At 66.1% G+C, this 19,699-nt stretch carries 16 protein-coding genes; 7 read left to right on the top strand and 9 right to left on the bottom strand.

Annotated elements, in window-relative coordinates:
* Nucleotides 1–170 precede the first annotated feature (170 nt).
* The 3 genes from VT03_RS15500 (at nucleotide 171) to VT03_RS15490 (ending at nucleotide 4,436) form a co-directional block, all read left to right on the top strand.
* Nucleotides 171–2,261 carry a S46 family peptidase gene (locus VT03_RS15500; protein WP_075097140.1) on the top strand — a complete coding sequence of 697 codons (2,091 nt, stop codon included), beginning with the start codon at nucleotides 171–173 and terminating at the stop codon, nucleotides 2,259–2,261.
* 163 nt (nucleotides 2,262–2,424) lie between these two features.
* Nucleotides 2,425–3,438 (top strand): NAD(P)-dependent alcohol dehydrogenase, encoded by a 1,014-nt coding sequence (locus VT03_RS15495; protein ID WP_075093811.1) that lies wholly within the window; start codon nucleotides 2,425–2,427, stop codon nucleotides 3,436–3,438.
* An 8-nt stretch (nucleotides 3,439–3,446) separates the two neighbouring features.
* Nucleotides 3,447–4,436 carry a zinc-dependent alcohol dehydrogenase family protein gene (locus VT03_RS15490; protein WP_075093810.1) on the top strand — a complete coding sequence of 330 codons (990 nt, stop codon included), beginning with the start codon at nucleotides 3,447–3,449 and terminating at the stop codon, nucleotides 4,434–4,436.
* A gap of 369 nt (nucleotides 4,437–4,805) precedes the next feature.
* Here the strand turns inward: VT03_RS15490 and VT03_RS15485 are convergent, their stop codons facing one another.
* Both VT03_RS15485 and VT03_RS15480 read right to left on the bottom strand, forming a co-directional pair.
* Nucleotides 4,806–8,978 (bottom strand): M56 family metallopeptidase, encoded by a 4,173-nt coding sequence (locus VT03_RS15485; RefSeq protein ID WP_075093809.1) that lies wholly within the window; start codon nucleotides 8,976–8,978, stop codon nucleotides 4,806–4,808.
* Between the two features lie 20 nt (nucleotides 8,979–8,998).
* Nucleotides 8,999–9,493, bottom strand: a complete 495-nt coding sequence (locus tag VT03_RS15480; protein ID WP_075093808.1) for a BlaI/MecI/CopY family transcriptional regulator — start codon at nucleotides 9,491–9,493, stop codon at nucleotides 8,999–9,001.
* A 554-nt stretch (nucleotides 9,494–10,047) separates the two neighbouring features.
* On the opposite strand from VT03_RS15480, the gene ruvC reads away from it, so the two are divergent.
* The gene (gene ruvC / locus VT03_RS15475) at nucleotides 10,048–10,617 is read left to right on the top strand and encodes a crossover junction endodeoxyribonuclease RuvC (protein WP_075097139.1); all 570 of its coding nucleotides are present in this window, start codon (nucleotides 10,048–10,050) and stop codon (nucleotides 10,615–10,617) included.
* Nucleotides 10,618–10,688: 71 nt separating this feature from the next.
* On the opposite strand, the gene ispF is transcribed toward ruvC, so the two are convergent.
* The 5 genes from ispF to VT03_RS15455 form a co-directional block, all read right to left on the bottom strand.
* Nucleotides 10,689–11,168, bottom strand: a complete 480-nt coding sequence (gene ispF / locus VT03_RS15470; protein ID WP_075093807.1) for a 2-C-methyl-D-erythritol 2,4-cyclodiphosphate synthase — start codon at nucleotides 11,166–11,168, stop codon at nucleotides 10,689–10,691.
* Between the two features lie 81 nt (nucleotides 11,169–11,249).
* On the bottom strand, nucleotides 11,250–11,429 hold the full coding sequence (locus tag VT03_RS15465) for a hypothetical protein (protein ID WP_156514532.1): 180 nt from the start codon (nucleotides 11,427–11,429) through the stop codon (nucleotides 11,250–11,252).
* A gap of 90 nt (nucleotides 11,430–11,519) precedes the next feature.
* Nucleotides 11,520–11,672, bottom strand: coding sequence for a hypothetical protein (locus VT03_RS33535; RefSeq protein WP_156514531.1), 153 nt, complete (start codon nucleotides 11,670–11,672; stop codon nucleotides 11,520–11,522).
* Between the two features lie 88 nt (nucleotides 11,673–11,760).
* Nucleotides 11,761–12,147, bottom strand: a complete 387-nt coding sequence (locus VT03_RS15460; protein WP_075093805.1) for a VOC family protein — start codon at nucleotides 12,145–12,147, stop codon at nucleotides 11,761–11,763.
* Nucleotides 12,144–12,437 (bottom strand): ArsR/SmtB family transcription factor, encoded by a 294-nt coding sequence (locus tag VT03_RS15455; RefSeq protein ID WP_075093804.1) that lies wholly within the window; start codon nucleotides 12,435–12,437, stop codon nucleotides 12,144–12,146. Before VT03_RS15455 ends, VT03_RS15460 begins: the two co-directional genes overlap by 4 nt.
* A 680-nt stretch (nucleotides 12,438–13,117) precedes the next feature.
* Here VT03_RS15455 and VT03_RS15450 point away from each other — a divergent pair.
* Nucleotides 13,118–14,236 (top strand): glycosyltransferase family protein, encoded by a 1,119-nt coding sequence (locus VT03_RS15450; RefSeq protein ID WP_075093803.1) that lies wholly within the window; start codon nucleotides 13,118–13,120, stop codon nucleotides 14,234–14,236.
* 55 nt (nucleotides 14,237–14,291) lie between these two features.
* Nucleotides 14,292–15,494, top strand: coding sequence for a radical SAM protein (locus VT03_RS15445; protein WP_075093802.1), 1,203 nt, complete (start codon nucleotides 14,292–14,294; stop codon nucleotides 15,492–15,494).
* Between the two features lie 357 nt (nucleotides 15,495–15,851).
* Here VT03_RS15445 and VT03_RS15440 read toward each other — a convergent pair whose 3' ends face one another.
* Nucleotides 15,852–16,205, bottom strand: coding sequence for a hypothetical protein (locus VT03_RS15440; protein ID WP_075093801.1), 354 nt, complete (start codon nucleotides 16,203–16,205; stop codon nucleotides 15,852–15,854).
* A gap of 231 nt (nucleotides 16,206–16,436) precedes the next feature.
* Complete coding sequence (locus VT03_RS15435; RefSeq protein ID WP_075093800.1) at nucleotides 16,437–17,408, bottom strand: hypothetical protein; 972 nt, start codon at nucleotides 17,406–17,408, stop codon at nucleotides 16,437–16,439.
* Between the two features lie 551 nt (nucleotides 17,409–17,959).
* Here VT03_RS15435 and VT03_RS15430 point away from each other — a divergent pair.
* Nucleotides 17,960–19,258 (top strand): DUF1501 domain-containing protein, encoded by a 1,299-nt coding sequence (locus tag VT03_RS15430; RefSeq protein ID WP_231870663.1) that lies wholly within the window; start codon nucleotides 17,960–17,962, stop codon nucleotides 19,256–19,258.
* Nucleotides 19,259–19,699: the final 441 nt, after the last annotated feature.

Raw genomic sequence — 19,699 nt, 5'->3', positions numbered from 1 at the left:
AGCCTCCGGCGGGCAAAGGGGCGTTGCCCCTCTGCACTCCCCACCAGGGGCCAGCCCCTGGACCCCGGTCCGCTTCCGCAATCGATTGTCCGTCGGTTCGGACGCGCTCGGGTGCTGACTTGGCTTCGGGTGGCTACCCTGCGGTCTTCACCGTTCAGGAGATCCGGTCGATGATGCGATGGTTTCGGCGCTCTGCCTCAAGGATGTGTCTCGCAGCTCTGGCCCTCGGCCTCTCGGCGGACGCAGTCCGCGGCGATGAAGGGATGTGGCTCTTCAACCGCGTCCCCAAGGAACTGCTGAAGACAAAGTACGGCTTCGAACCGACCGACCAGTGGCTGGAACACCTGCGGCTCTCCAGCGTCCGGTTCAACAGCGGCGGATCAGGCTCGTTCGTCTCCTCCCGCGGACTCGTGATGACGAACCATCACGTCGGAGCCGACGCCCTCCAGAAACTCAGCTCCGCCGAACGGGACCTCCTCGAAGAAGGGTTCCACGCCAAATCGGAAGCGGATGAGCTCAAGTGCGTCGACCTGGAACTGAACGTCCTCGTCCACATCGAGGACGTCACGGCCAAGGTCAACGCGGCGGTCAAGCCGGGCTCGTCCGCCGCGGAGGCCTTTGCGGCGCGGCGGGCGGTGATCAACACGATCGAAGAAGAACAGCACCAGAAGACCGGCCTCCGCAGCGATATCGTCACTCTCTACCAGGGGGGCGAATACCACCTGTACCAGTTCAAGAAGTACACCGACGTCCGGCTGGTCTTCGCCCCCGAGCAGGGGATCGCGTTCTTCGGCGGCGACCCGGACAACTTCGAGTATCCGCGGTACTGCCTCGACGTCTGCTTCTTCCGGGTCTACGAGGACGGCAAGCCGGCGAAGATGGAACACTTCCTCAAGTGGAGCGAAGCGGGCGCGGCGGACGATGAGCTGACGTTCGTCTCCGGCCATCCCGGCAGCACCAGCCGCCTCAACACGATGGCCCACCTCGAATACCTTCGCGACCTGTCGCTCCCGCAGACGATGGACGTCCTGCGGCGGCGGGAAGTCATGCTGACGAACTTCAGCGAGCGGAGCCTGGAGAACGCCCGCCAGGCCAAGGACGACCTGTTCGGCATCCAGAACAGCCGCAAGTCCGAACTCGGCGGACTCGCCGGCCTGCAGGACCCGGTCGTCATGCGCCAGAAGCGGGCGGAGGAAGAGAGCCTGCGGAAGGCGGTCGCGGCGAAGCCCGACCTCCAGAAGAAGTACGGGACCGCGTGGGACGAAGTCGCCGGTTCGCTCGAGCACCTCAAGGAGTTCCGCCGCGAGCTGAGCCTGTTCGAGTTCGGTGCGGCGTTCAACACGTCGCTCTTCGGGATCGCCCGGACCCTCGTCCGGATGGCGGAAGAAGACACCAAGCCGAATGCCGAGCGGCTCGACAGCTACACGACCGCCGCCCGCGAATCGCTCGAACAGGGACTCTACTCCGAGGCGCCGCTCTATCCGGACCTGGAGATCGCCAAGCTTGCCGACTCGCTGGCGATGCTGGTGGAGCACCTCGGTCCGGACCATCCGCTCGTCGCCAAGGTCCTCGCCGGCCAGTCCCCGCGCGAGCGGGCCGCCGCCCTGATCCGCGGATCGCGGCTCATCGACGTCGAAGAACGCCGCAAGGTCGCCAAGGCGGGCCAGAAGGGGATCGAGTCGTCGGACGACCCGCTCATCGGGCTCGCCAAGCTCGTCGATCCGCGGGGCCGCGAGCTGCGGAAGCGGTATGAAGAAGAGGTCGAGGAGCCGCAGCGGCAAGCCTACGCCAAGGTCGCCGCCGCCCGGTTCGCGGTCCTCGGCAGCGGGACCTATCCCGACGCGACCTTCACCCTTCGTCTCGCCTTCGGACCGGTGAAGGGTTACGAAGAGGCCGGAAACCAGATCCCGCCGTGGACCCAGCTCGGCGGGACCTACGCCCACGCCGAGGCTCACGGCAGCGAAGGACAGTTCCAGCTCCCGAAGCGCTGGCTCGAAGGCCGCGACAAGCTCAAGGCCTCGACGCCGTTCAACTTCGTCAACACGGCGGACATTATCGGCGGCAACTCCGGAAGCCCGGTCGTGAACCGCCAGGCCGAGGTCGTCGGGATCATCTTCGACGGCAACATCCAGTCGCTCGTCTCCGACTACGTCTACAGCGACACCCAGGCCCGCGCCGTCAGCGTCCATTCCAGCGCGATCCGCGAAACGCTCCGGGATCTCTACGGCGCGAAGGCGCTGGCCGACGAGCTGGGACAGTGAGGCAGTCGACCGGCCAACCCGCAACCGAATGCAGGTCGCCTTCACTGAAGTTTCGCGGCCGAGGCTTTCCATCGCGCCGCGGTCGGCGAGAATGACTCAGCATCGTCTCGGTCAGCCGGACGTCGGTTGATCGAGCAGAGATTCACCGTCGAAAGGATCAATCGTGGCGAAGTATCGCGCCTGGGTTTCCACCGCCGCCAAGCAGAAGCTCGTCGAACAGGAGATTGATCCGGGGCCGCTGGGGCCCGATGAGGTCGAGATCGCCGTCGAGTACTGCGGCCTCTGCCACTCGGACAAGTCGGTGATCGAGGACGAGTGGGCGGTCACGAAGTTCCCCTTCGTTCCCGGCCACGAAGCGGTCGGCCGGATCGTCGCTCTCGGCGAGCGGGCCAAGGGACGGAAGATCGGACAGGCGGTCGGGATCGGCTGGACCGCGGAAAGCTGCATGCACTGCCGGCAGTGCATGGGGGGCGATCACCACCTCTGCGGCTCGGCGGTCCCGACGATCGTCGGCCACAACGGCGGATTCGCCGAGCGGATGCGGGCTCACTGGGCCTGGACGATTCCGCTCCCCGAGGGGATCGACATGACCTCGACCGGTCCGCTCCTGTGCGGCGGCGTCACGGTCTTCACGCCGATCGCGGGCTACGGCATCCAGCCGTCGGATCACGTCGGCGTCATCGGGATCGGCGGCTTGGGGCACATGGGGGTCAAGTTCGCCCACGCCTGGGGCTGTGAGGTGACCGCCTTCACGTCGAGCGAGTCGAAGTTCGACGAGGCGAAGAGCTTTGGAGCGGACCATGTCCTCTCGACCCGCGACCCGAAGGCGATCGCGGCGGCGGCGAGCCGGTTCGACCTGCTCATCTCGACGGTCAACGTCCCGCTCGACTGGCCGGCGCTCCTGAACACGCTCAAGCCGCGGGGACGGCTGCACATCGTCGGCGCCGTGCTGGAGCCGGTCGGCATTCCGGCCTTCGCCCTCATCATGGGGCAGAAGAACGTCTCCGGTTCCCCGACCGGCAGCCCGAACCGGCTCGCCACGATGCTCGAGTTCGCGGCTCGCAAGAAGGTAGCGCCTCAGGTCGAGCACTTCCCGCTCAGCAAGGTGAACGACGCCATCGCGCACCTGTCGGCGGGCAAGGCGCGGTACCGGATCGTTCTGGACGTCAACAAGTAAGGTGGCTCATGCCTCGCATCGTTCGCTTTCACCAGACCGGCGGCCCTGAAGTCCTCAAGCTGGAGGAGGTCGCCGTCGCGCCGCCGGGCCCCGGCGAAGTCCGGATCGCCGTGAAGGCGATCGGGCTCAACCGGGCCGAGGCGATGTTCCGTTCGGGAATGTATCTCGAACAGCCGTCGTTTCCGTCGCGGATCGGCTATGAGTGCTCCGGGACGGTCGAGGCGGTCGGCGATGGCGTGACGGAGTTCGCCGTCGGCGACAAGGTGAGCACGATCCCGGCCTTCTCGATCGGGAAGAACGGGGTCTACGGAGAGGTCGCGACGGTCCCGGCCGCTGCTGTTGCCAGGTACCCCGCGTCTCTCTCGTGGGAGGAGGGGACGTCGATCTGGATGCAGTACCTGACCGTCTACGGGGCGGTGATCGATATCGCGAAGCTGGCGAAGGGGGACACGCTCCTGATCCCGGCGGCGTCGAGCAGCGTGGGGATCGCGGCGATCCAGATCGCGAACCTGATCGGGGCGACGCCGGTGGCGCTGACGCGGACGAGTGGCAAGCGGGAGGAGCTGCTGAAGCACGGCGCGAAGCATGTCATTGCGACGGAGGAGCAGGACCTTGTTGCGGAAGTGATGAAGCTCACCGATCAGAAGGGGGCGCGGGTCGTCTTTGATCCGGTCGGTGGTCCGACGGTGGCGAAGTTGACGGCCGCGATGGCGGCGGGGGGGATTCTGTTCCAGTACGGCGCGCTCAGCACCGAGCCGACGCCGCTGCCGCTGATGGATGTCCTGGGGAAGACGCTGACGATTCGCGGTTATCTGCTGTTCGAGTTCACGACGCATCCGGAGAAGTTGAAGCCGGCGAAGGAGTTCGTGGTGAAGGGATTGGAGTCCGGGGCGCTGAAGCCGCTGGTGGCGAAGACATTCCCGCTGGATCAGATTGTCGAGTCTCATCGTTATCTGGAGTCGAACCAGCAGATCGGTAAGGTCGTGGTGACCGTCTAGCGACCCCGCCCCCTCATCGACCGGGTCCAGGGGCACCCTGGTGGGGAGTGCAGAGGGGCAACGCCTCTTTGCCCGCCGGAGGCTGACCGTCGAGAGATGTCTGAAGGAGTGGGTGTCCAAGCGCGGACAACGTGCCGTATGCCCCCTCACCAACCCGCGGGGATTGCAAAGCTCGCGGTGAGGATTGAAGGAGTCCTCATAGCTGGTACCACAAAACGGACGTCCGTTGTGTACCACGGTTCCTCATGGAAGTGCCTCCGGCGGCAAGGGGGCCAAGAAAACAACACAGACCCCCTTGACCCCAGGCTGCCGTGGCACGTTGGGTTTGAGCGAGCAGAGCTGTGCCAGCAAGGACGGTGTTTGAGCAGACTACTTGGCCTCGGCCGGCGGCGTGATCGAGAGCTCGATCCTGGACTTCACCGACTTCACGTCCAACGACTGACTGAACAACATCACCGACTTCGCCGGTTCGATCACGTGGATCACCGGATGCGAATCGACCTCCTCCGCCAACTGGCCCGACCGCTCAAAAACCTGCTCCGGCTGCTTGTCGATCCGCAGCGCAATCCGGACCTTCGACTCCTTGGGAAAATGTTTCACCTGCAGGTGGATCGAGTGCCACCCCGGCGTCAGCGCCGCCACAACAGAAGTAGCAAACGCCGGATCACCGCTCGGAATGCTCAGCAATAGACCCAGCGGCTTCGATTCGGGAACGACCGCTTCCCAGTCGGCCCAGGAGTCGTAACTCTGCGGACCGCCGATCGCGAGCCCCGCTTCCGGCCGAAGCGTCAGCGGCTCAAAGTCCTTGGACCACTTCTCGTCGACCCGGTACAGCTCACGGCCCTCAACCGCCTGGAACGGCGCACCGCGGAACCGGTCGGCGTTCGCATCCCAGGTGATCTGCCGCAGGGTCGGTACGCGGTCGACGGTCTTGCCCAAGACGTCAAACGCCAGATCGCGGCCGTTGAAGGCGAACCCCAGCCGGCCATGCCGAAAGCGCTCCTCGGGACCGGCCGACCAGGAGTTGGAGTTGGCGTAGTGGCTGTAACGAAGCGAAGGAAGGACCCGATCGGTCAGCCGATAGAACTCGCTCCGGTACTCGAACGGCGGACTCTTCTCAAACCGCGTCACCCGGACGAACCAGTCCTCCCGCGGCCCCAGGTTCAGCACGTCGACATTTTCGCTGGAGCCCGAAGGACTGAACTCGCCCCCCAGCCGCGCGAGGAGTTTTCCCTCGTGATTGAAGACGTAGGCGGCCTCAGGTGCCTGCTGCAGTTCGGGTTTTGTGGTCCAGCTCGCTCCCTTGGGCCGGACCCCCGCCAGCACCACGGTCAGCCGCCCGCTCGCCAGATCGATCGACTTCGCCGGACTTCCTTTCTCACCGCCGAAGCGGCTCGGATCCAGGAGCGAGATCGGCTCCGGATCGGTCTCGCCGGCGCGGTCCAGAAGGATCTTCAGGAGCGGCAGGCTGGGCGACTCGATGAGCTGGTTGAGAATGTGAGGGCTCGTCAGGCCATGGAGAAGCTCGTCAACCGTCTTCACGGTCGGTCGAAGAGTCGGATACTCGAAGCCCTCGGCCGGGACCAGGACCACCAGCTTGCCATCACCCTTCGCACGCAGGTCGACGTTCCCTCGAACGAACTGCCGAGGGACTTTGTCGTTGTGCCCTTCCAGGGCGACTCGGACCTGATCGACCGGTGAGCCGCCGATCGATTCGGGAAACTTCAGCACCGCGCGCCCCGCCGAGTCGAGCGAGGGCTGGGAGAGTGGGCCGAACCGCGACACGCTCCACAGGTGCCACCCTTCCTTTTCGGTGTGGAGTTCCGTCACGGTCGCGCGAAGCGAGCCCGTGAAAGGTCCGGCATTCTCCATCACCACGAGGACCGGCCGCTCGGATGTGGGAACATCGACCTCCAGCGAGGCGGTCACCTGCTCCGTCCGGCCGGAGACGAGATCCACGCTGGCACCCCGCCATGTGAAGTCCGGCGTGCTGAGCGGATTGAGCGGCATCTGATAGCCGGCCGCCCGGACGTCAAAAGACTCCCGCCCCGCCGGCAACCCGCGGGTCATCGCCACCCCTTCGGCGTCCGTCGCGACCTGCAGGAACGCCGACTCGGCGAACTCCCGGATCCGGCGGGCGGTCTCCCGATAACGTTGGAAGTCCGCGGCGGCCTTCTTCTCCGGATCCTCCTGGTTCTCCAGGGCGCGAATCAGATTGGCCGAAGACATCTCGCTTCCGGGGATGAACAACTCTCCGCCGAGGAACTGACCGTTCGGATTGAAGGCGACGCGCGCCCCTTCGACCGGCCGCCCCAGCGGGTCCAGAACGCGAACCCGGCACGATGCCGCTGGAGCGCAGGGGATGGTCGCCGTCACCTCGGGACCGGAAAGGGGGACGAGCACCGAGCCGATATTGCGATCGGATCGCTGTTCGATGGCTTTGATGTCGCCGGCGTCGTGCTTCGCGAAGTAGGCCTTGAGCTCCTCGGTCGTCATGTCCCGCGAGAGGAAGTCGTCGACGAGAACGTGAAGCTGCGCGTGCCCCCCTCCAGGAAGCGAGGGGAACTCGAACGTGCCGTCCGGCGCGATCCAGGCCGACTCCTCCCAGACCCAGTTGTTCCGGCGGGACGCGGCGATCTTGTGATCGCGATCCTCGCGTATGTAGAGCGTGACGACACCCCCCTTGACCGGCCGAGGGACCGCCTTGTCGACCTCCCCCCGGAGCCGCACTCCAGGCCGGAGCGTCATCTCGACGACGCCGTCGGCGAACTTTCCTTTGGGGTCGACATCGACGAGATCGCTGAAGAGCAGCTTCCCATCCGGTCCGACGGCCGCGGTGCGGAGCAGCGTTCGATCGGGAGCGATAGCAGGGGAGACGAACACGCCGCCGGGGAGCTTCTTGAACTCCCGTCCGAGGATGCGGGAATCGGCGAGGAGCGGCACCGCCCGCGGGAGAGGCTCGCCCGCCGCGTCCCGCGCCAGGACGCGGATCGTCCGTCCCCGCGTCAACTGAACCGTCTGCGATTCGAGGACCGACGACTGAGCGGTGAACTCCGAAAAGCCGTCGGCCTTCACCGAAATGAAGACCTTCTCGATTTCCGGTTGCGGATCGACAACGGCGTCGCCCCGCTCGTCCGTCGTGAAGGCCATCGGCTTCGCATAGGTGGTGTCGCCGCGGGTCACCTCCGTCTGGACCCGGACCTCCGCTCCGGCGATCGGCTTTCCGTCCTCATCAGTGACGTGGATCGTCTTACGTTTCTCCTTCGGCCCCTGCGCGGCCGGCTCTGCCGCGATGCCGATCGGCTTCTCGGCGGGAGAGGACGGCGCCTGCGTCGGCGGCGCTTCTCCGGGTGGGGCGGCCTGAGCCGAACGGCGGATCGGCTGAATCTGAAGGACCGCGAACGCCGCCGCCAGACTCAGTCCCCACAGGGCTCCGCGGACCGGCCAGGCCGATCGCGCGAACGGGCGCCCCCGCTCCAGCCACTCCAGTCGAGCCCGCAGCTCGGACGGCGCCGCCATCGGCAAGGCGGCTCCGGCTCGCAGGGGTTGCCGCCACTGGAGCGCCCACGCCGCGAGCGCCGACCGGTAGCCCGGCCGGGAGTCGAGAATCTGCGAGGCGGCCTGATCGCAGACCAGCTCGCACGCCAACCGGTGCCGACGGACGAGACTCCACGCGAGAGGGTGGAACCACCAGATCGCGGCGGTTGCTTCCAGGATCACGTTCCACAGAACATCGCGAGACAGGACGTGGGTCAGCTCATGAGCGAGAACGATCTCCCGCGCCTGATCCACACCGGCATCCCGCCAGTCCTCAGGAACCAGGACGACCGGACGCAGGATTCCCGCACAGCTCGGTCCTCGAACTTCGGCACTGCGGAGGATCGGGACGGCGCGGCGCAGCCGAAGCCGCTTCGAGACTCGTGCGCCGGCGGATTGCCAGGCGTCGTCGGCAAGCGACGCCGTACCAACCAGTCGCCGCGCCTGGCGAAAACGCGACACGATGCGGAGCAGGAGAAAGCCGGCTCCCACGCCCCAGATCACCACGAGGAGACCCATCGGCGAAGCTGCCGAGTTCTGTCTGCGGCCCGTCGTCGGGCTGGAAGCGGCGCCGGCTGGAGGCCGACTCGCCTTAGTTGGTGCCGTCTGCGGCGTTGTCGGGAACGGGACCGCCGCGATGGGGCCGGTTGTGGGACGAGCTTCGGACCGCAGCGGTCCCGTCGTCACCGGTTCTGGGGCAACGACGACATCGGGCCGTGTAGGCGCCTGGGGAGCGATGGCCGCAGTCGGTCGGTGAGGTTCCGCCGGCATTGGGACTTCCGCCCGCCATTCTGCCGCCGCCGCGGGGAGCCATTCGACAGGCCACCGCCCCAGCAGCAGGAGGCCAACAGGCAAAGCGAGTACCGCCGCCGCCGCGATGCGGATGACCCCGCGGCTCCAGTCGGGACGCCCGCGCAGGAGCAGCGTCGCCAGCCATCCGGCCAGCAGCAGGACCGTCCCGCGGCCCAACAGTTCGACGACGAGCGACGACAGTTCGAGCGACATTCCGCCGACTCCTCAGATGTTCAAGAACGCCTGGCCCGCCGACGCCGCAAGGTCGGCCCGTTGTCCTCTGACTGGTCGTTTGGCTCGGCCGATGTCGAGGGCGGTCGAGCCGCTCCAGGCTGGATCTCGGTCTCGCGCCGCTTGGGATCGTCCGCCACGATCTGCCGCAGGACGGCGAGCGTGTCGTCGTCGAGCGGCTGATCGCGGATCAGCTCAACGACCAGGGCCCCGGCCGACCCGCCGGTAAAGATCTCGGCCAGTTTCCGCGTCATGCGGGCCAGCAGCCGCTCGCGACGGACGCGAGGGGCGTAGTGGAATGCCTTCCCCACCTTGCTGCGGCCCAGGATCCCCTTCTCCACGAGGCCCACGAGAACGGACCGGAGCGTCCCGTTGTCGATCTCCGAGGAGAACCGCTCCTGAATCTCGGCCGGTTTGAGCGGAGCGTCCTGCCAGAGGATCCGCAGAACCTCCAGCTCGGTTTCGCTGAGTGCGGTCTTGTCGGGTTCGATGGCCACGGGTCCCTCACGACCTCCAACACAAAAGCATCATGTGTGACAGTGTCACAGTTTCACGCGAGGCTGCAATCCCAAACCTGTGAAATTTTCACACAACAAAGAAGGCAACGGTAGAAGCCAACACACGCCGGCGGAGGGACTTCGATGAGGAACCGTGGTCAGCAACGGACGAAAGCTTTGTGGGATCGGCGTTGAGGACTCACCGCTCGCTTCGTAGTCCCCGCGGGTTGGTGAGGGGCATCCGGCACGTTGTCCGCGCTTGGACACGCGCTCCTTCAGACATCTCTCGACGGCCAGGCCTCCGGCGGGCAAGGGGGCGTGGCCCCCCTGCACTCCCCACCAGGGGCGAGCCCCTGGACCCCGGTTTGGCCGCGCAATTGGTCGTGATCGATCGAACCGAAGCGACGGAAAACAAGAATCGCAGCCATTTTGCTATGATGCAGCCCGCCTCCTTCCGGGAACGCGCCGTGTCCGACGACTTCCAGAACAGTCCTTCGCCCCCCCCTGCCGATAGAGAACCGAACGGTTCCGTGTCGTCGACGGTGAGGAGCGAGATGGCGTTTGCCGTGGGAAATGCCTTCGCGGGGCCCGTTTCCGAGCGATATCTCGGGATCGATCCGGGCCTCAACCGGACCGGCTACAGCGTCCTCCAGCGGACCGACCGCGGCCCGCGGCTGATCGAAGGGGGCGTCATCCGCTCGACCGTTTCGAAGCCGCTCGCCGAGCGCGTGCTTGAGATCGGCCAGGGGCTGCGGGAAGTGCTTGAGGAGTTCCGGCCGCAGGCGGTCGCGATCGAGCAGGTGTTCTCGCTGACGAAGAACCCGAAGTCCGCGCTGCTGATGGCCCATGCCCGCGGAGCGCTGCTGTTCGCGATGGCGGACGCGGGGCTCGACGTCGTCCACTATTCGCCGAAGCAGGTCAAGAAGCTGCTCACCGGGAGCGGAACGGCAGACAAGTCGCAGATCCAGCAGGCGGTGCAACGGGAACTCGGCCTGAGCCGGATCCTGGAGCCGAACGACGTCGCCGACGCGACGGCGATCGCGCTCTGCCACTACTACAGCGCGCGGATCACGCTGATGTCGAACCGTTCGACCGGCGGACCGCAGCAGGCCCGCGTCGGCTGAACGCTCCTTCGTCAGTCACGGCTCGGGGAACATGCTCCCGGCGGCCTACGCTGACGACTGAGAACCTCGTCTCAGTGCGCCCGCTCCAGCAGCACGATCGCGCTCGCCTCGATCGCCTCTTCGCGGCCGACGGGACCGACCCGCTCGCCGGTCTTGGCCTTCACGCTCACCCGGTCCGCCGCCAGGCCGAGGAGGCGGGCCACGTTCTGGGCGATCGTCCGCTTGTACTGCGAGAGCTTAGGCCGCTGGGCGAAAACGGTGCAGTCGAGATTGACCACTCGCCAGCCGCGGCTGTGGACGTCATTGAGGACCTTGAGCAGGAGCTCGCCGGAGTCCGCCCCCTTGTGCTGCGGATCGGTGTCGGGGAACCACTCGCCGATGTCCCCCAGGGCGCACGCGCCAAGCAGCGCGTCGGTGACCGCGTGGAGCAGGACGTCGCCGTCGCTGTGGGCGATGCAGCCAGTCTCATGCGGGACGGTGACTCCCCCCAGGATGAGAGGCAATCCCGGGCCGAGGCGGTGCGTGTCGTGTCCCAGTCCAACGCGGTGCATGATGTCGAAATCAGAGAGTGTGGAGATCCAACCGGCATCGTACTGCGGTCCCGTCAGCGGTTCACGGGAATTGGCCGTCGTTCAGACGCGATCGTCGATGGCTGTCACTGCGGGACGCTTTGATTGGCGACTGCCGGCGAGCACGGCGATGGGGATCACGAGCAGGTTCGCCACCTTGAACCACGTCGGATAGGGGAGCATTGAGACGTTGCAGGCGACGGCCGCGAGGAGGAGCAACCCAACGACTGCGGCGGAATACATGTTCCCGATCCTTCGCGCTGTCCAGGTGCCGGCGAAGGCGGCAGCCGCCCACGCGGGGACGACAACGGCCAGCACCCAGGGCGGGTACCGCTACACGTGCCGGCAGATCTCCTCTTTGGTGGCCACGGAGCCTTCGGGGAGCGGATGGACCACCGCGCTGAACAGTTCGACCGCGACGATGAGGGCGAACAACACGAACGTCCCGGCGACGATCGCCGCCACGGTGCGTAAGACGGTTTTCATTGGGACGATCTCCGGTCGTCGAGTTCCGAGAGGCGCAGGCACTGAGACCGGAAAGCCGTGGACTCTTCGAGCGAACAGTTGATCGCACTCAGTGTTTCTGCGCGATCTGGATGAGGTTGCCGCAGGTGTCGTCGAAGACCGCTGTCGTCACGGGACCCATGGCGGTGGGCGGCTGGGTGAAGCGGACTCCCAGGGCGGTGAGCCGGTCGTATTCGGCCTGTGCGTCGTCGACGCCGAACGACGTGAACGGAATGCCGTCCTCGACCAGTGCCCGCTTGAAGGGCCCCGCCGCCGGGTGCTGGTCCGGTTCGAGCAGCAGCTCGACGCCGTCCAGATCGCCGGGAGAGACGACGGTCAGCCAGCGAAACTGTCCCATCGGAACGTCGTGCTTCTTGGTGAAGCCGAGGATCCGTGTATAGAACTGAAACGCCTTCTCCTGGTCATCAACCAGAACGCTCGTCACGACGATCTTCATTTTTCGCCTTCCTTTGGAGTCGGTGTGAGCCAGCGATTCACGATGGCGTCCTGGAGCGGCGTGGTATCGAGATAGTGGAACTTGTACCGACCCTCGCGCTTCGTGCTGACGAGGCCGGCCGCTTCCAGGACCTCGAGGTGCTGCGAGATCGCCTGGCGAGTCAGTGTGAGGTTGTGCCTCATCGTCAGGCGGGCACAGATTTCGAACAGCGTCTGGCCGTCCCGTTCGTGCAGGGCATCGACGATCGCTCGTCTGGCTGGTGCGGCTAAAGCTTCGAACACGTCAGCCATGGCGGATGATATGCAAGTCATCACTTGCCTGTCAAGATTGTTGTTGGTGAAGGGGATGGCTCGAACCACGTCCTTGCAGGCACGGCTCCGATAGTTCAAACCCAACGTGCCACGGCAGCCTGGGGTCAAGGGGGCGACCCCTTGCCGCCGGAGGCGCTTCCATGAGGAACCGTGGGACACAACGGATGTCCGCTTTGTGGAACCAGCTATGAAGACTCCCTCAATCGACAACGCTTGCTTTGCAATCCCCGTGGGTTGATGAGGGGGCATCCAGCACGTCGTCCGCGCTTGGACACTCACTCTTTCAGACATCTCTCGACGGCCAGACCTCCGGCGGGCAAAGGGCCCAAGAAAACGACACAGGCCCCTCTGCACTCCCCACCAGGGGGACCCTGGACCCGGTGATCAGCGAGGTCAGCGCCGCGCCAGTGAACGACTCGCGTCGCGTTTCCTCCAAATCGAGGCACTACACGCAAATCTCATCCTCCCCTCACATTCCCAGACGATAGTCCCGCAACGGTGGCCAGGACCGCCGTCAACGACTCCTGTTGGGAACATCCGGAGTCGTTTCCTCTCGTCTGCCGGTTCCGTCTTGTGGAAACCCGCCGTTGTCCGAGCGAGAAAACTCGCCGCCAGCGCACGGTTGAGGAGACTGCTCAAGACGCCAGGAAGGCATCGCGATGCGCGTCCTGTACGGTGTTCACGGTTACGGGCGGGGACATGCCACCCGCACGTTTGCCGTCCTCCCCCATCTGGCCCGCGAGCATCAAGTGCTCGTCCTCGCCGGCGGGGATGCCTACCCCGCCCTCTCCGGCGACTTCCCCACCGTCCGGATCCCCACCCTCGGCTTCGCGTACGGCCGCAAAGGGGGACAGCGGTCGAACTGGCAGACCTTCCGCCGAAACGCCTCCGCTGCCCTCGACATCTTCTGGCGCGGCCCGGTCTTCGACATGATCCGCGAGACCGTCGAGGACTTCGCCCCGGACGTCATCATCTCCGACGCCGAGACCTGGACCCACAGCGTCGCCAAGGTCCTCCGCATCCCGCGGATCAGCTTCGACCACATCGGGATCATGGCCTACTGCCAGCCCGAGATCGAATGGTCCGACCGGTTCGAAGGATGGTTCGATACCCGCTGCTACCGGCTCCTCATGGGACGGCCCGACCGCGTTCTCGTCTCCAGCTTCTACGAGGCCCGCCCCCGCTGGCCCACTGTGAAAGTCGTCAGCACGCTCCCCCGACAGGCGGTCCGCGAACAGAAGCCGACCGACGGAGAACACCTCCTCGCGTACTTCAACCGCGGCGACGACCAGCTCAATCCCGCGATCCTCTCGGCGCTCGAAAACGCGGGTGCGCCGGTCCACATCTACGGCTCCTCGCGCCGCGGGCGACACGGCTCGCTCACGTTCCTCCCGCTCAGCAACCTGCCGTTCCTCGAAGACCTGGCCTCCTGCCGGGCGGTCATCAGCACCGCCGGCAACCAGCTCATCGGGGAGGCGATCTTCCTGGGCAAACCGTGCCTGGTGATGCCGGAACGGTGCGTCGAGCAGCGACTCAACGCCGCGGCGGTGGAGCGGATGGGGATCGGGATGCGGGTCTCGTTGCGGCGGTTCCACGCCGGGAAGATTCGGGAGTTCCTGGAGCGACGTCCCGAGTTCGTCCGGACGATGTCGGAGAACGTCCGCGACGGGCTGGAGGAGTCCCTTTCCGCCCTGCGTCAGTTCATGCACGAGCTCGTTCCATCGGCCGAAGCGCCCGCCGGCCGCGTGGAGGCAACCGACGCCCTTCGCGGCGACTGACCTCTTCCGATTGCACCTGCGGTCCCCGTTCCTGAGTCCTTCGTCCCAAGCGGCCATGCGCATCCTTCCCCTGATCTCCTCGATCCTCAAGAACCGCCGGCGGGCGGTGCCGCGGCCCTCGTGGTGCACGTACCTCGTCTGTTTCCGCTGCAATGCCCGCTGCCAGATGTGCGACTCCTGGCGGATGAAACCGGGGAGCGAGCTGACCCCGCAACAGGTCCGGACGGTCTTCGACAAGATCGGCCGGCTGGACGTCGTGCGGCTTTCAGGCGGCGAGCCGTTCCTGCGCGTGGATTTCCCCGAGGTGGCCGAGGCGGTCCTGGCGGCGTCACGTCCGGGGATCATTCATATCACGACGAACGGGTCGTACCCGGGCCGGATCGTCGACTTCGTGAAGAGTTTTTCGCGGCCGCGGCGACTGCGGTTCATGGTCTCCTTCGACGGAGCCGAAGCGGAGCACGACGCCAACCGGGGGGAGGACGTGACGTTCTCCCTGGCCGAAGAGTCGGTGCGGCGGCTCTTGGAGCTGCGGTCGCGGTACAAGGTGCCGGTGAGCATCAATCACACCGTCATCTCCGGTCAGTCGATGGCGGACCATCAGCTCTTGAAGGAGCGGTTCGAGCCTCGGGGTGTAGATGTCCACACGGTGCTGGCCTACAGCGATTCGGCGATGTACGGCTACAAGCGGTTCGGCAAGAAGGCGACCGACCTGATCCAGGAGACGGGGTATCCGCTGCATCCCAAGCTGGACGTGGGGGACTCGATCCGGTTTGTCGAGCAGCAGATCGCGGACCTGCGGCAGCTTCGGGATCCGATGCTGCGGATCGGGAAGTCGTACTATCTCAGTGGCCTGCTGGCACGACTGAGGCAGGTTCGACGTCCGAAGCCCAAGCCGGCGTGCGTGGCGCTGCGGAGCCATATCCGGATCCTGCCGGATGGTTCGGTTCCAGTGTGCCAGTTCAACACGGAGCGAGTTGGGAACCTGCTGCAACAGTCGTTCGATGAGGTATGGTATGGCGAGGCGATCCGTGAGCCGCGGCGGTGGGTCGACAACTGTTCCGGCTGCTGGGCGGAGTGCGAGGTGATGCCGAGCGCAATCTTCACAGGGGACCTGTTGACCGCCTTTCTACCGTCGAGCGGCCGTTCAAGAGATGATGGCGGTCCGAAGTCGCCGCAGAGCAAACCGGTGGACGGGGCCGCTGCCAACGATCGCGAAACGGCCCTGGTGGCTCTCTCAGGGCCGTCGGAACCAAAGTAACCCCAGCCGGGTCCAGGGGCACCCTGGTGGGGAGTGCAGAGGGGCAACGCCCCTTTGCCCGCCGGAGGCCCTCTCGTCGAGAGACGTCTGAAGGAGCCCGTGTCGAAGCGCGGACACCGTGCCGTATGCCCCCTCACCAACCCGCGGGGATTGCAGAGCGAGCGGTGAGTCCTCGACGCCGGTTCCACAAAGCGGCCACCCGTTGCCTACCGAGGTTCCTCATGGAAGTGCCTCCGGCGGCAAGGGGGTGAGACCCCCTTGACCCCAGCGGCCGTCGCACGTTGGGTTTGAGCTAACGGAATCCGTCCGGCAAGGACGTGGTTTGCATCCGTGGGAGAAACCATCGATTCCGCCGGCTCACTCCTCCGGAGGAGGCGCCGTCAGCCAGGACGGCAGTGGGACGAGCGGGCTGCGGGCGACCAACAGCAGGATCCCCAGGGCGATGACAAGAACAGGAACCTCCACGTTCCAGGCCAGCTGCTCCGTCTGACGCAGGACGGACAGGCAACTCGTCAGCAGGAAGAACGGCCCGATGACGACCGTCACCTTGTTGAAGCCGCCGATCGCCAGCGTCAGCAGTCCGGTCGAAAGCAGACCGAGTGTCCAGACCCAGTCGATCTGAGGGGCAATTCCCATCGCCGTCAGCAGCCAGCCGGTCCCGATCGAGATCAGCGAGAGTGGGACCACCAGGGTCGATTTGTCGGCTTTCATGCTCGTCCCCTTCCCCGTTTCCGACCCGCTGCCCGCTCGAAATCGAGTCTAAGTTAACCTTCCGTCAGGTCGGTAGGCTACGGGCCGCCGTCGGTCGTCGTGCTCCCAGGGATATCATCCCTGGCCACATCACAAACCGGATTTCCAGCAGGCGAATCACCTCGATTGCGGGAGCGCCGGCGGCGGTTCGAGAACGAAACGCGGCCCGCACCGGATCACGCGGCGGGGCCGTCAAATCCGCAGCGGCGCCGTCTTGGGGCTGGCGGCCTGCATGCAGCCCAGCGCCGCGGCTCCGATCACGATCAGCCGGGCGGTGATCCAGAACCAGTCGTAGCTCTGGAGAAAGGGAATGAGGAGCCGCGCCGCATGCGCGAGGTCGAAGATCCCCGCCGCGCGAAACACCATGACCGCGATGTAGAGGATCTCTCCGCCGAGCGCCAGCAGGCAGACCGCGACTCCGCCGACCCAGGTCGGTGCCCGGAGAGACAGCCCCGATTGTCGCAGGCCGTTTCCGAGGAATGTCCCGAGACCGAATCCGACCGCCCCCAGGACGCAGATGATGAGCGTTCCGAGGTACTGGTCGATGATCAGAACGCGCAGCCCTCTCCAGTCCAGAAAGAGATCGACGCCGAGCCAGAACAGCATCCACCCGACGGAGGCCATCGCCAGGACGGCGGGAAGTCCGACGCCGCCGAGGAGGCTGGGGCGGTTCATCGCCCGTTCCTCCTCTTTCTTGGCGGCATAGAGGTGCTCCAGGCAGGCCGGACAGATCCGGAGGGTCCGTCCCTCGAGATGCCGCAGTTCGACCCCATCGGCGGTCCCGCAGGCGGCGCAGCCCGGGCCGGGATGGAGGGCGGATTCGGCGAGTGCCTCGGCGGTGCGGCGGACCAGGGCTTCGATGTCGTCGCTGGAGCGGCCTCCCAGGTTGTGGAGGGAGAGCCAGGCGTAGCCGTCTTCAAGCGTCAGGGTGCCGCGGGCCTCCGCGAGCGCGGCTTGAAGGTCGGTGGGGACGGCGAGTGTGGCGTCGTCCCCCGTGCGGACCCGGAAGGCGAAGAGGAGCGCCAGCGGGTCTCCGCCGAGGATCGACATCGTGACAGGAAACGTCGCGATCTCGCCGTAGACCGATTCCTTGTCGACGGGGTGGAGCTGGAACCGTGCGGTCAGGTCCTGAACCGTCAACTGGTCCGCCGTCGGTGCCACCATTGTTCGTTGTCTCGCGCCGTCTGAAGGAGTTCGCCGTAATGAGCCTCGGTTATCGCCGAGCATCATGCCGACCGGAGCCCAAGCCAGTCCAGTATGCGCTGACCGGATAGGAGACCATCCGGGTCCAGGGGCACCCTGGTGGGGGATGCAAGGGGGCAACGCCCTCTTGCCCGCCGGAGGCCCGTCTCGTCTCGATCTCTCTGAAGGAGCGAGTGTCCTAGCGCGGACACCGTGTCGGATGCCCCCTCACCAACCCGCGGGGATTCCAGAGTGAGCGGTGAGTTCTCAAAGCCTGTCCCACAAAGCGGACGCCCGTTGTGTCCCACGGTTCCTCACAGGAGTGCCTCCGGCGGCAAGGGGGCGTGGCCCCCTTGACCCCAGTGGCCGTGGCACGATGGGTTTGAGCAGGCATCGCCGCGCCGGCAAGGACGCGGTTCGAGCAACGGAATCACCTTTCGCCGTCCGGCCATGCCGGGTAATATCGGCGACTGCTGATGCGATCGCTCCGCGGGGTGTCCATGTCACGGCTTCCAATCGACCGAAGATCCGCGTTGCAGATCGGCTCCCTCGGAGTCGCCGGCCTCGCCCTGCCGGACCTGCTGAATGCGGATGCCGTGCGGTCGCTCGCCCCCCGGGCCGACGCCTGCATCATCCTCATGCTCAACGGCGGCCCTAGCCACCTCGACATGTGGGACATGAAGCCGGAAGCCCCCGAGAACGTCCGGGGAGAGTTCCAGCCGATCGAGTCCTCCGTGCCAGGCCTGCAGGTCTGCGAACTCCTGCCGCGCCTCGCCCGGCAGATGCACCAGGCAACGCTGATCCGCTCCCTCCATCACAGCGTCAACAACGCCCACGCGGCAGCGGTCTACTGCGCCCTGACGGGACACGATCGCGGCGAGATCGGCGGCGGAGCCCGCCCCGGTGATAACCCCGCCCCCGGCAGCGTCATGGCCCACCTGCGGCCCCCCGAAGCCCCGGTCGTGCCGTTCGTCCATCTCCCGTTCATCACCAAGGAAGGTGCCGGCGGACCGCCGCAGCCCGGCTTCTTCGGCGGCCTCCTGGGGCGGCGGTTCGATCCCCTCTTCGTCCTCCGCGACCCGAACGCTGCGGACTTCGACATCCCGGAGCTGACGGTCGGCGCGGACCTCGCCGGCCGGCGCCTCAACGACCGGGCCTCGCTGCTGCAGCATCTCGATCAAGCCCTCCGGAATCCCTCGGCCGGCTCGATGTCGACCTTTCAGGAGCGGGCCTTCTCGCTCCTGACTTCACCGGACACCCAGCGGGCGTTCCGGCTCGATCTCGAAACGCCCGAGACGCGCGAGCGGTACGGCCGGAACACCTACGGCCAGAGCGTCCTGCTGAGCCGACGGCTGATCGAGGCCGGCACACGGCTCGTGACGGTCTCCTGGGCACCCGACGCCAACGCGACCTGGGACACGCACGGCAACAACTTTGCCAAGCTCCGGGACGAACTCCTGCCGCAGTTCGACTCCGCCTGCGCGAGCCTCATCGAGGACCTCGCGGAGCGGGGCCGTCTCGACCGGACCCTCGTCGCGGTGCTCGGAGACTTCGGCCGGTCTCCCAAGGTGAACGCGCAGGCGGGGCGCGATCACTGGAACTGGTGCTACTCGCTGATGATGGTCGGAGGCGGGTTCGCTAAGGGGCTCGTCTACGGGGCGAGCGACGCCGTCGGAGCCTACCCGGCCCGAAACGCCATGACGCCGGGCGACCTGATCTGCACGATGTACCACGCTCTCGGGATCCCGCACGACACCGAGATCCACGACGCGCTCAAGCGGCCGCACCGTCTCGTCCCGACCGGCGAGGTCGTTCCCGACCTGCTGGCCTGAGCCGCGCGATGGTGTGTGTGTCTGGAAAGTCGGTGGCATCTCTCGGGTAAGAAAGACCTGATCGTCGGGGACAGGGAGAGCGAAGCTCCTGCCGAGCCGCATCGGTGGCTCCCATACCCGATGTCTCCGCCCACCCTCTCCTCTTCTTCTCTGTGTCCTCCGTTCCTCTGTGTTTCAAACCTCTTCCGGAAGAAAAAACACAGAGGCACAGAGATGAGGGAGGAGCAGTCCGCCGAGGAACGGGGAAAACCCCCGGGAGGGCGAAGCTCCTGCTGAGCCGCATCGGTGGCTCCCGTACCCGATGTCTCCCCCCGCTCCCTCCTCTTCTTCTCTATCTCCTCCGTTCCTCTGTGTTTCAAAACTCCTCCGGAAGAAAAAAACACAGAGATCACGGAGAAGAGGGAGGAGCAGTCCACCGAGGAACAGGAAACCCCCCGGGAG

The sequence above is a fragment of the Planctomyces sp. SH-PL14 genome, from assembly GCF_001610835.1.
GTDB lineage: Bacteria > Planctomycetota > Planctomycetia > Planctomycetales > Planctomycetaceae > Planctomyces_A.
The sequence above is the reverse complement of the archived record's forward strand: the minus strand, read 5'-3'. Positions and strand labels throughout refer to the sequence as shown.

Bases quoted from the DNA above. Each gene is read 5' to 3' on its own strand.
- VT03_RS15490 (WP_075093810.1), top strand. From the start codon at position 3,447: ATGCCTCGCATCGTTCGCTTTCACCAGACCGGCGGCCCTGAAGTCCTC.
- VT03_RS15445 (WP_075093802.1), top strand. From the start codon at position 14,292: ATGCGCATCCTTCCCCTGATCTCCTCGATCCTCAAGAACCGCCGGCGG.
- VT03_RS33535 (WP_156514531.1), bottom strand. From the start codon at position 11,672: ATGAAAACCGTCTTACGCACCGTGGCGGCGATCGTCGCCGGGACGTTC.
- VT03_RS15465 (WP_156514532.1), bottom strand. From the start codon at position 11,429: ATGTATTCCGCCGCAGTCGTTGGGTTGCTCCTCCTCGCGGCCGTCGCC.
- VT03_RS15450 (WP_075093803.1), top strand. From the start codon at position 13,118: ATGCGCGTCCTGTACGGTGTTCACGGTTACGGGCGGGGACATGCCACC.
- VT03_RS15455 (WP_075093804.1), bottom strand. From the start codon at position 12,437: ATGGCTGACGTGTTCGAAGCTTTAGCCGCACCAGCCAGACGAGCGATC.
- VT03_RS15435 (WP_075093800.1), bottom strand. From the start codon at position 17,408: ATGGTGGCACCGACGGCGGACCAGTTGACGGTTCAGGACCTGACCGCA.
- VT03_RS15440 (WP_075093801.1), bottom strand. From the start codon at position 16,205: ATGAAAGCCGACAAATCGACCCTGGTGGTCCCACTCTCGCTGATCTCG.
- ruvC (WP_075097139.1), top strand. From the start codon at position 10,048: ATGGCGTTTGCCGTGGGAAATGCCTTCGCGGGGCCCGTTTCCGAGCGA.
- ispF (WP_075093807.1), bottom strand. From the start codon at position 11,168: ATGCACCGCGTTGGACTGGGACACGACACGCACCGCCTCGGCCCGGGA.
- VT03_RS15485 (WP_075093809.1), bottom strand. From the start codon at position 8,978: ATGTCGCTCGAACTGTCGTCGCTCGTCGTCGAACTGTTGGGCCGCGGG.
- VT03_RS15500 (WP_075097140.1), top strand. From the start codon at position 171: ATGATGCGATGGTTTCGGCGCTCTGCCTCAAGGATGTGTCTCGCAGCT.
- VT03_RS15460 (WP_075093805.1), bottom strand. From the start codon at position 12,147: ATGAAGATCGTCGTGACGAGCGTTCTGGTTGATGACCAGGAGAAGGCG.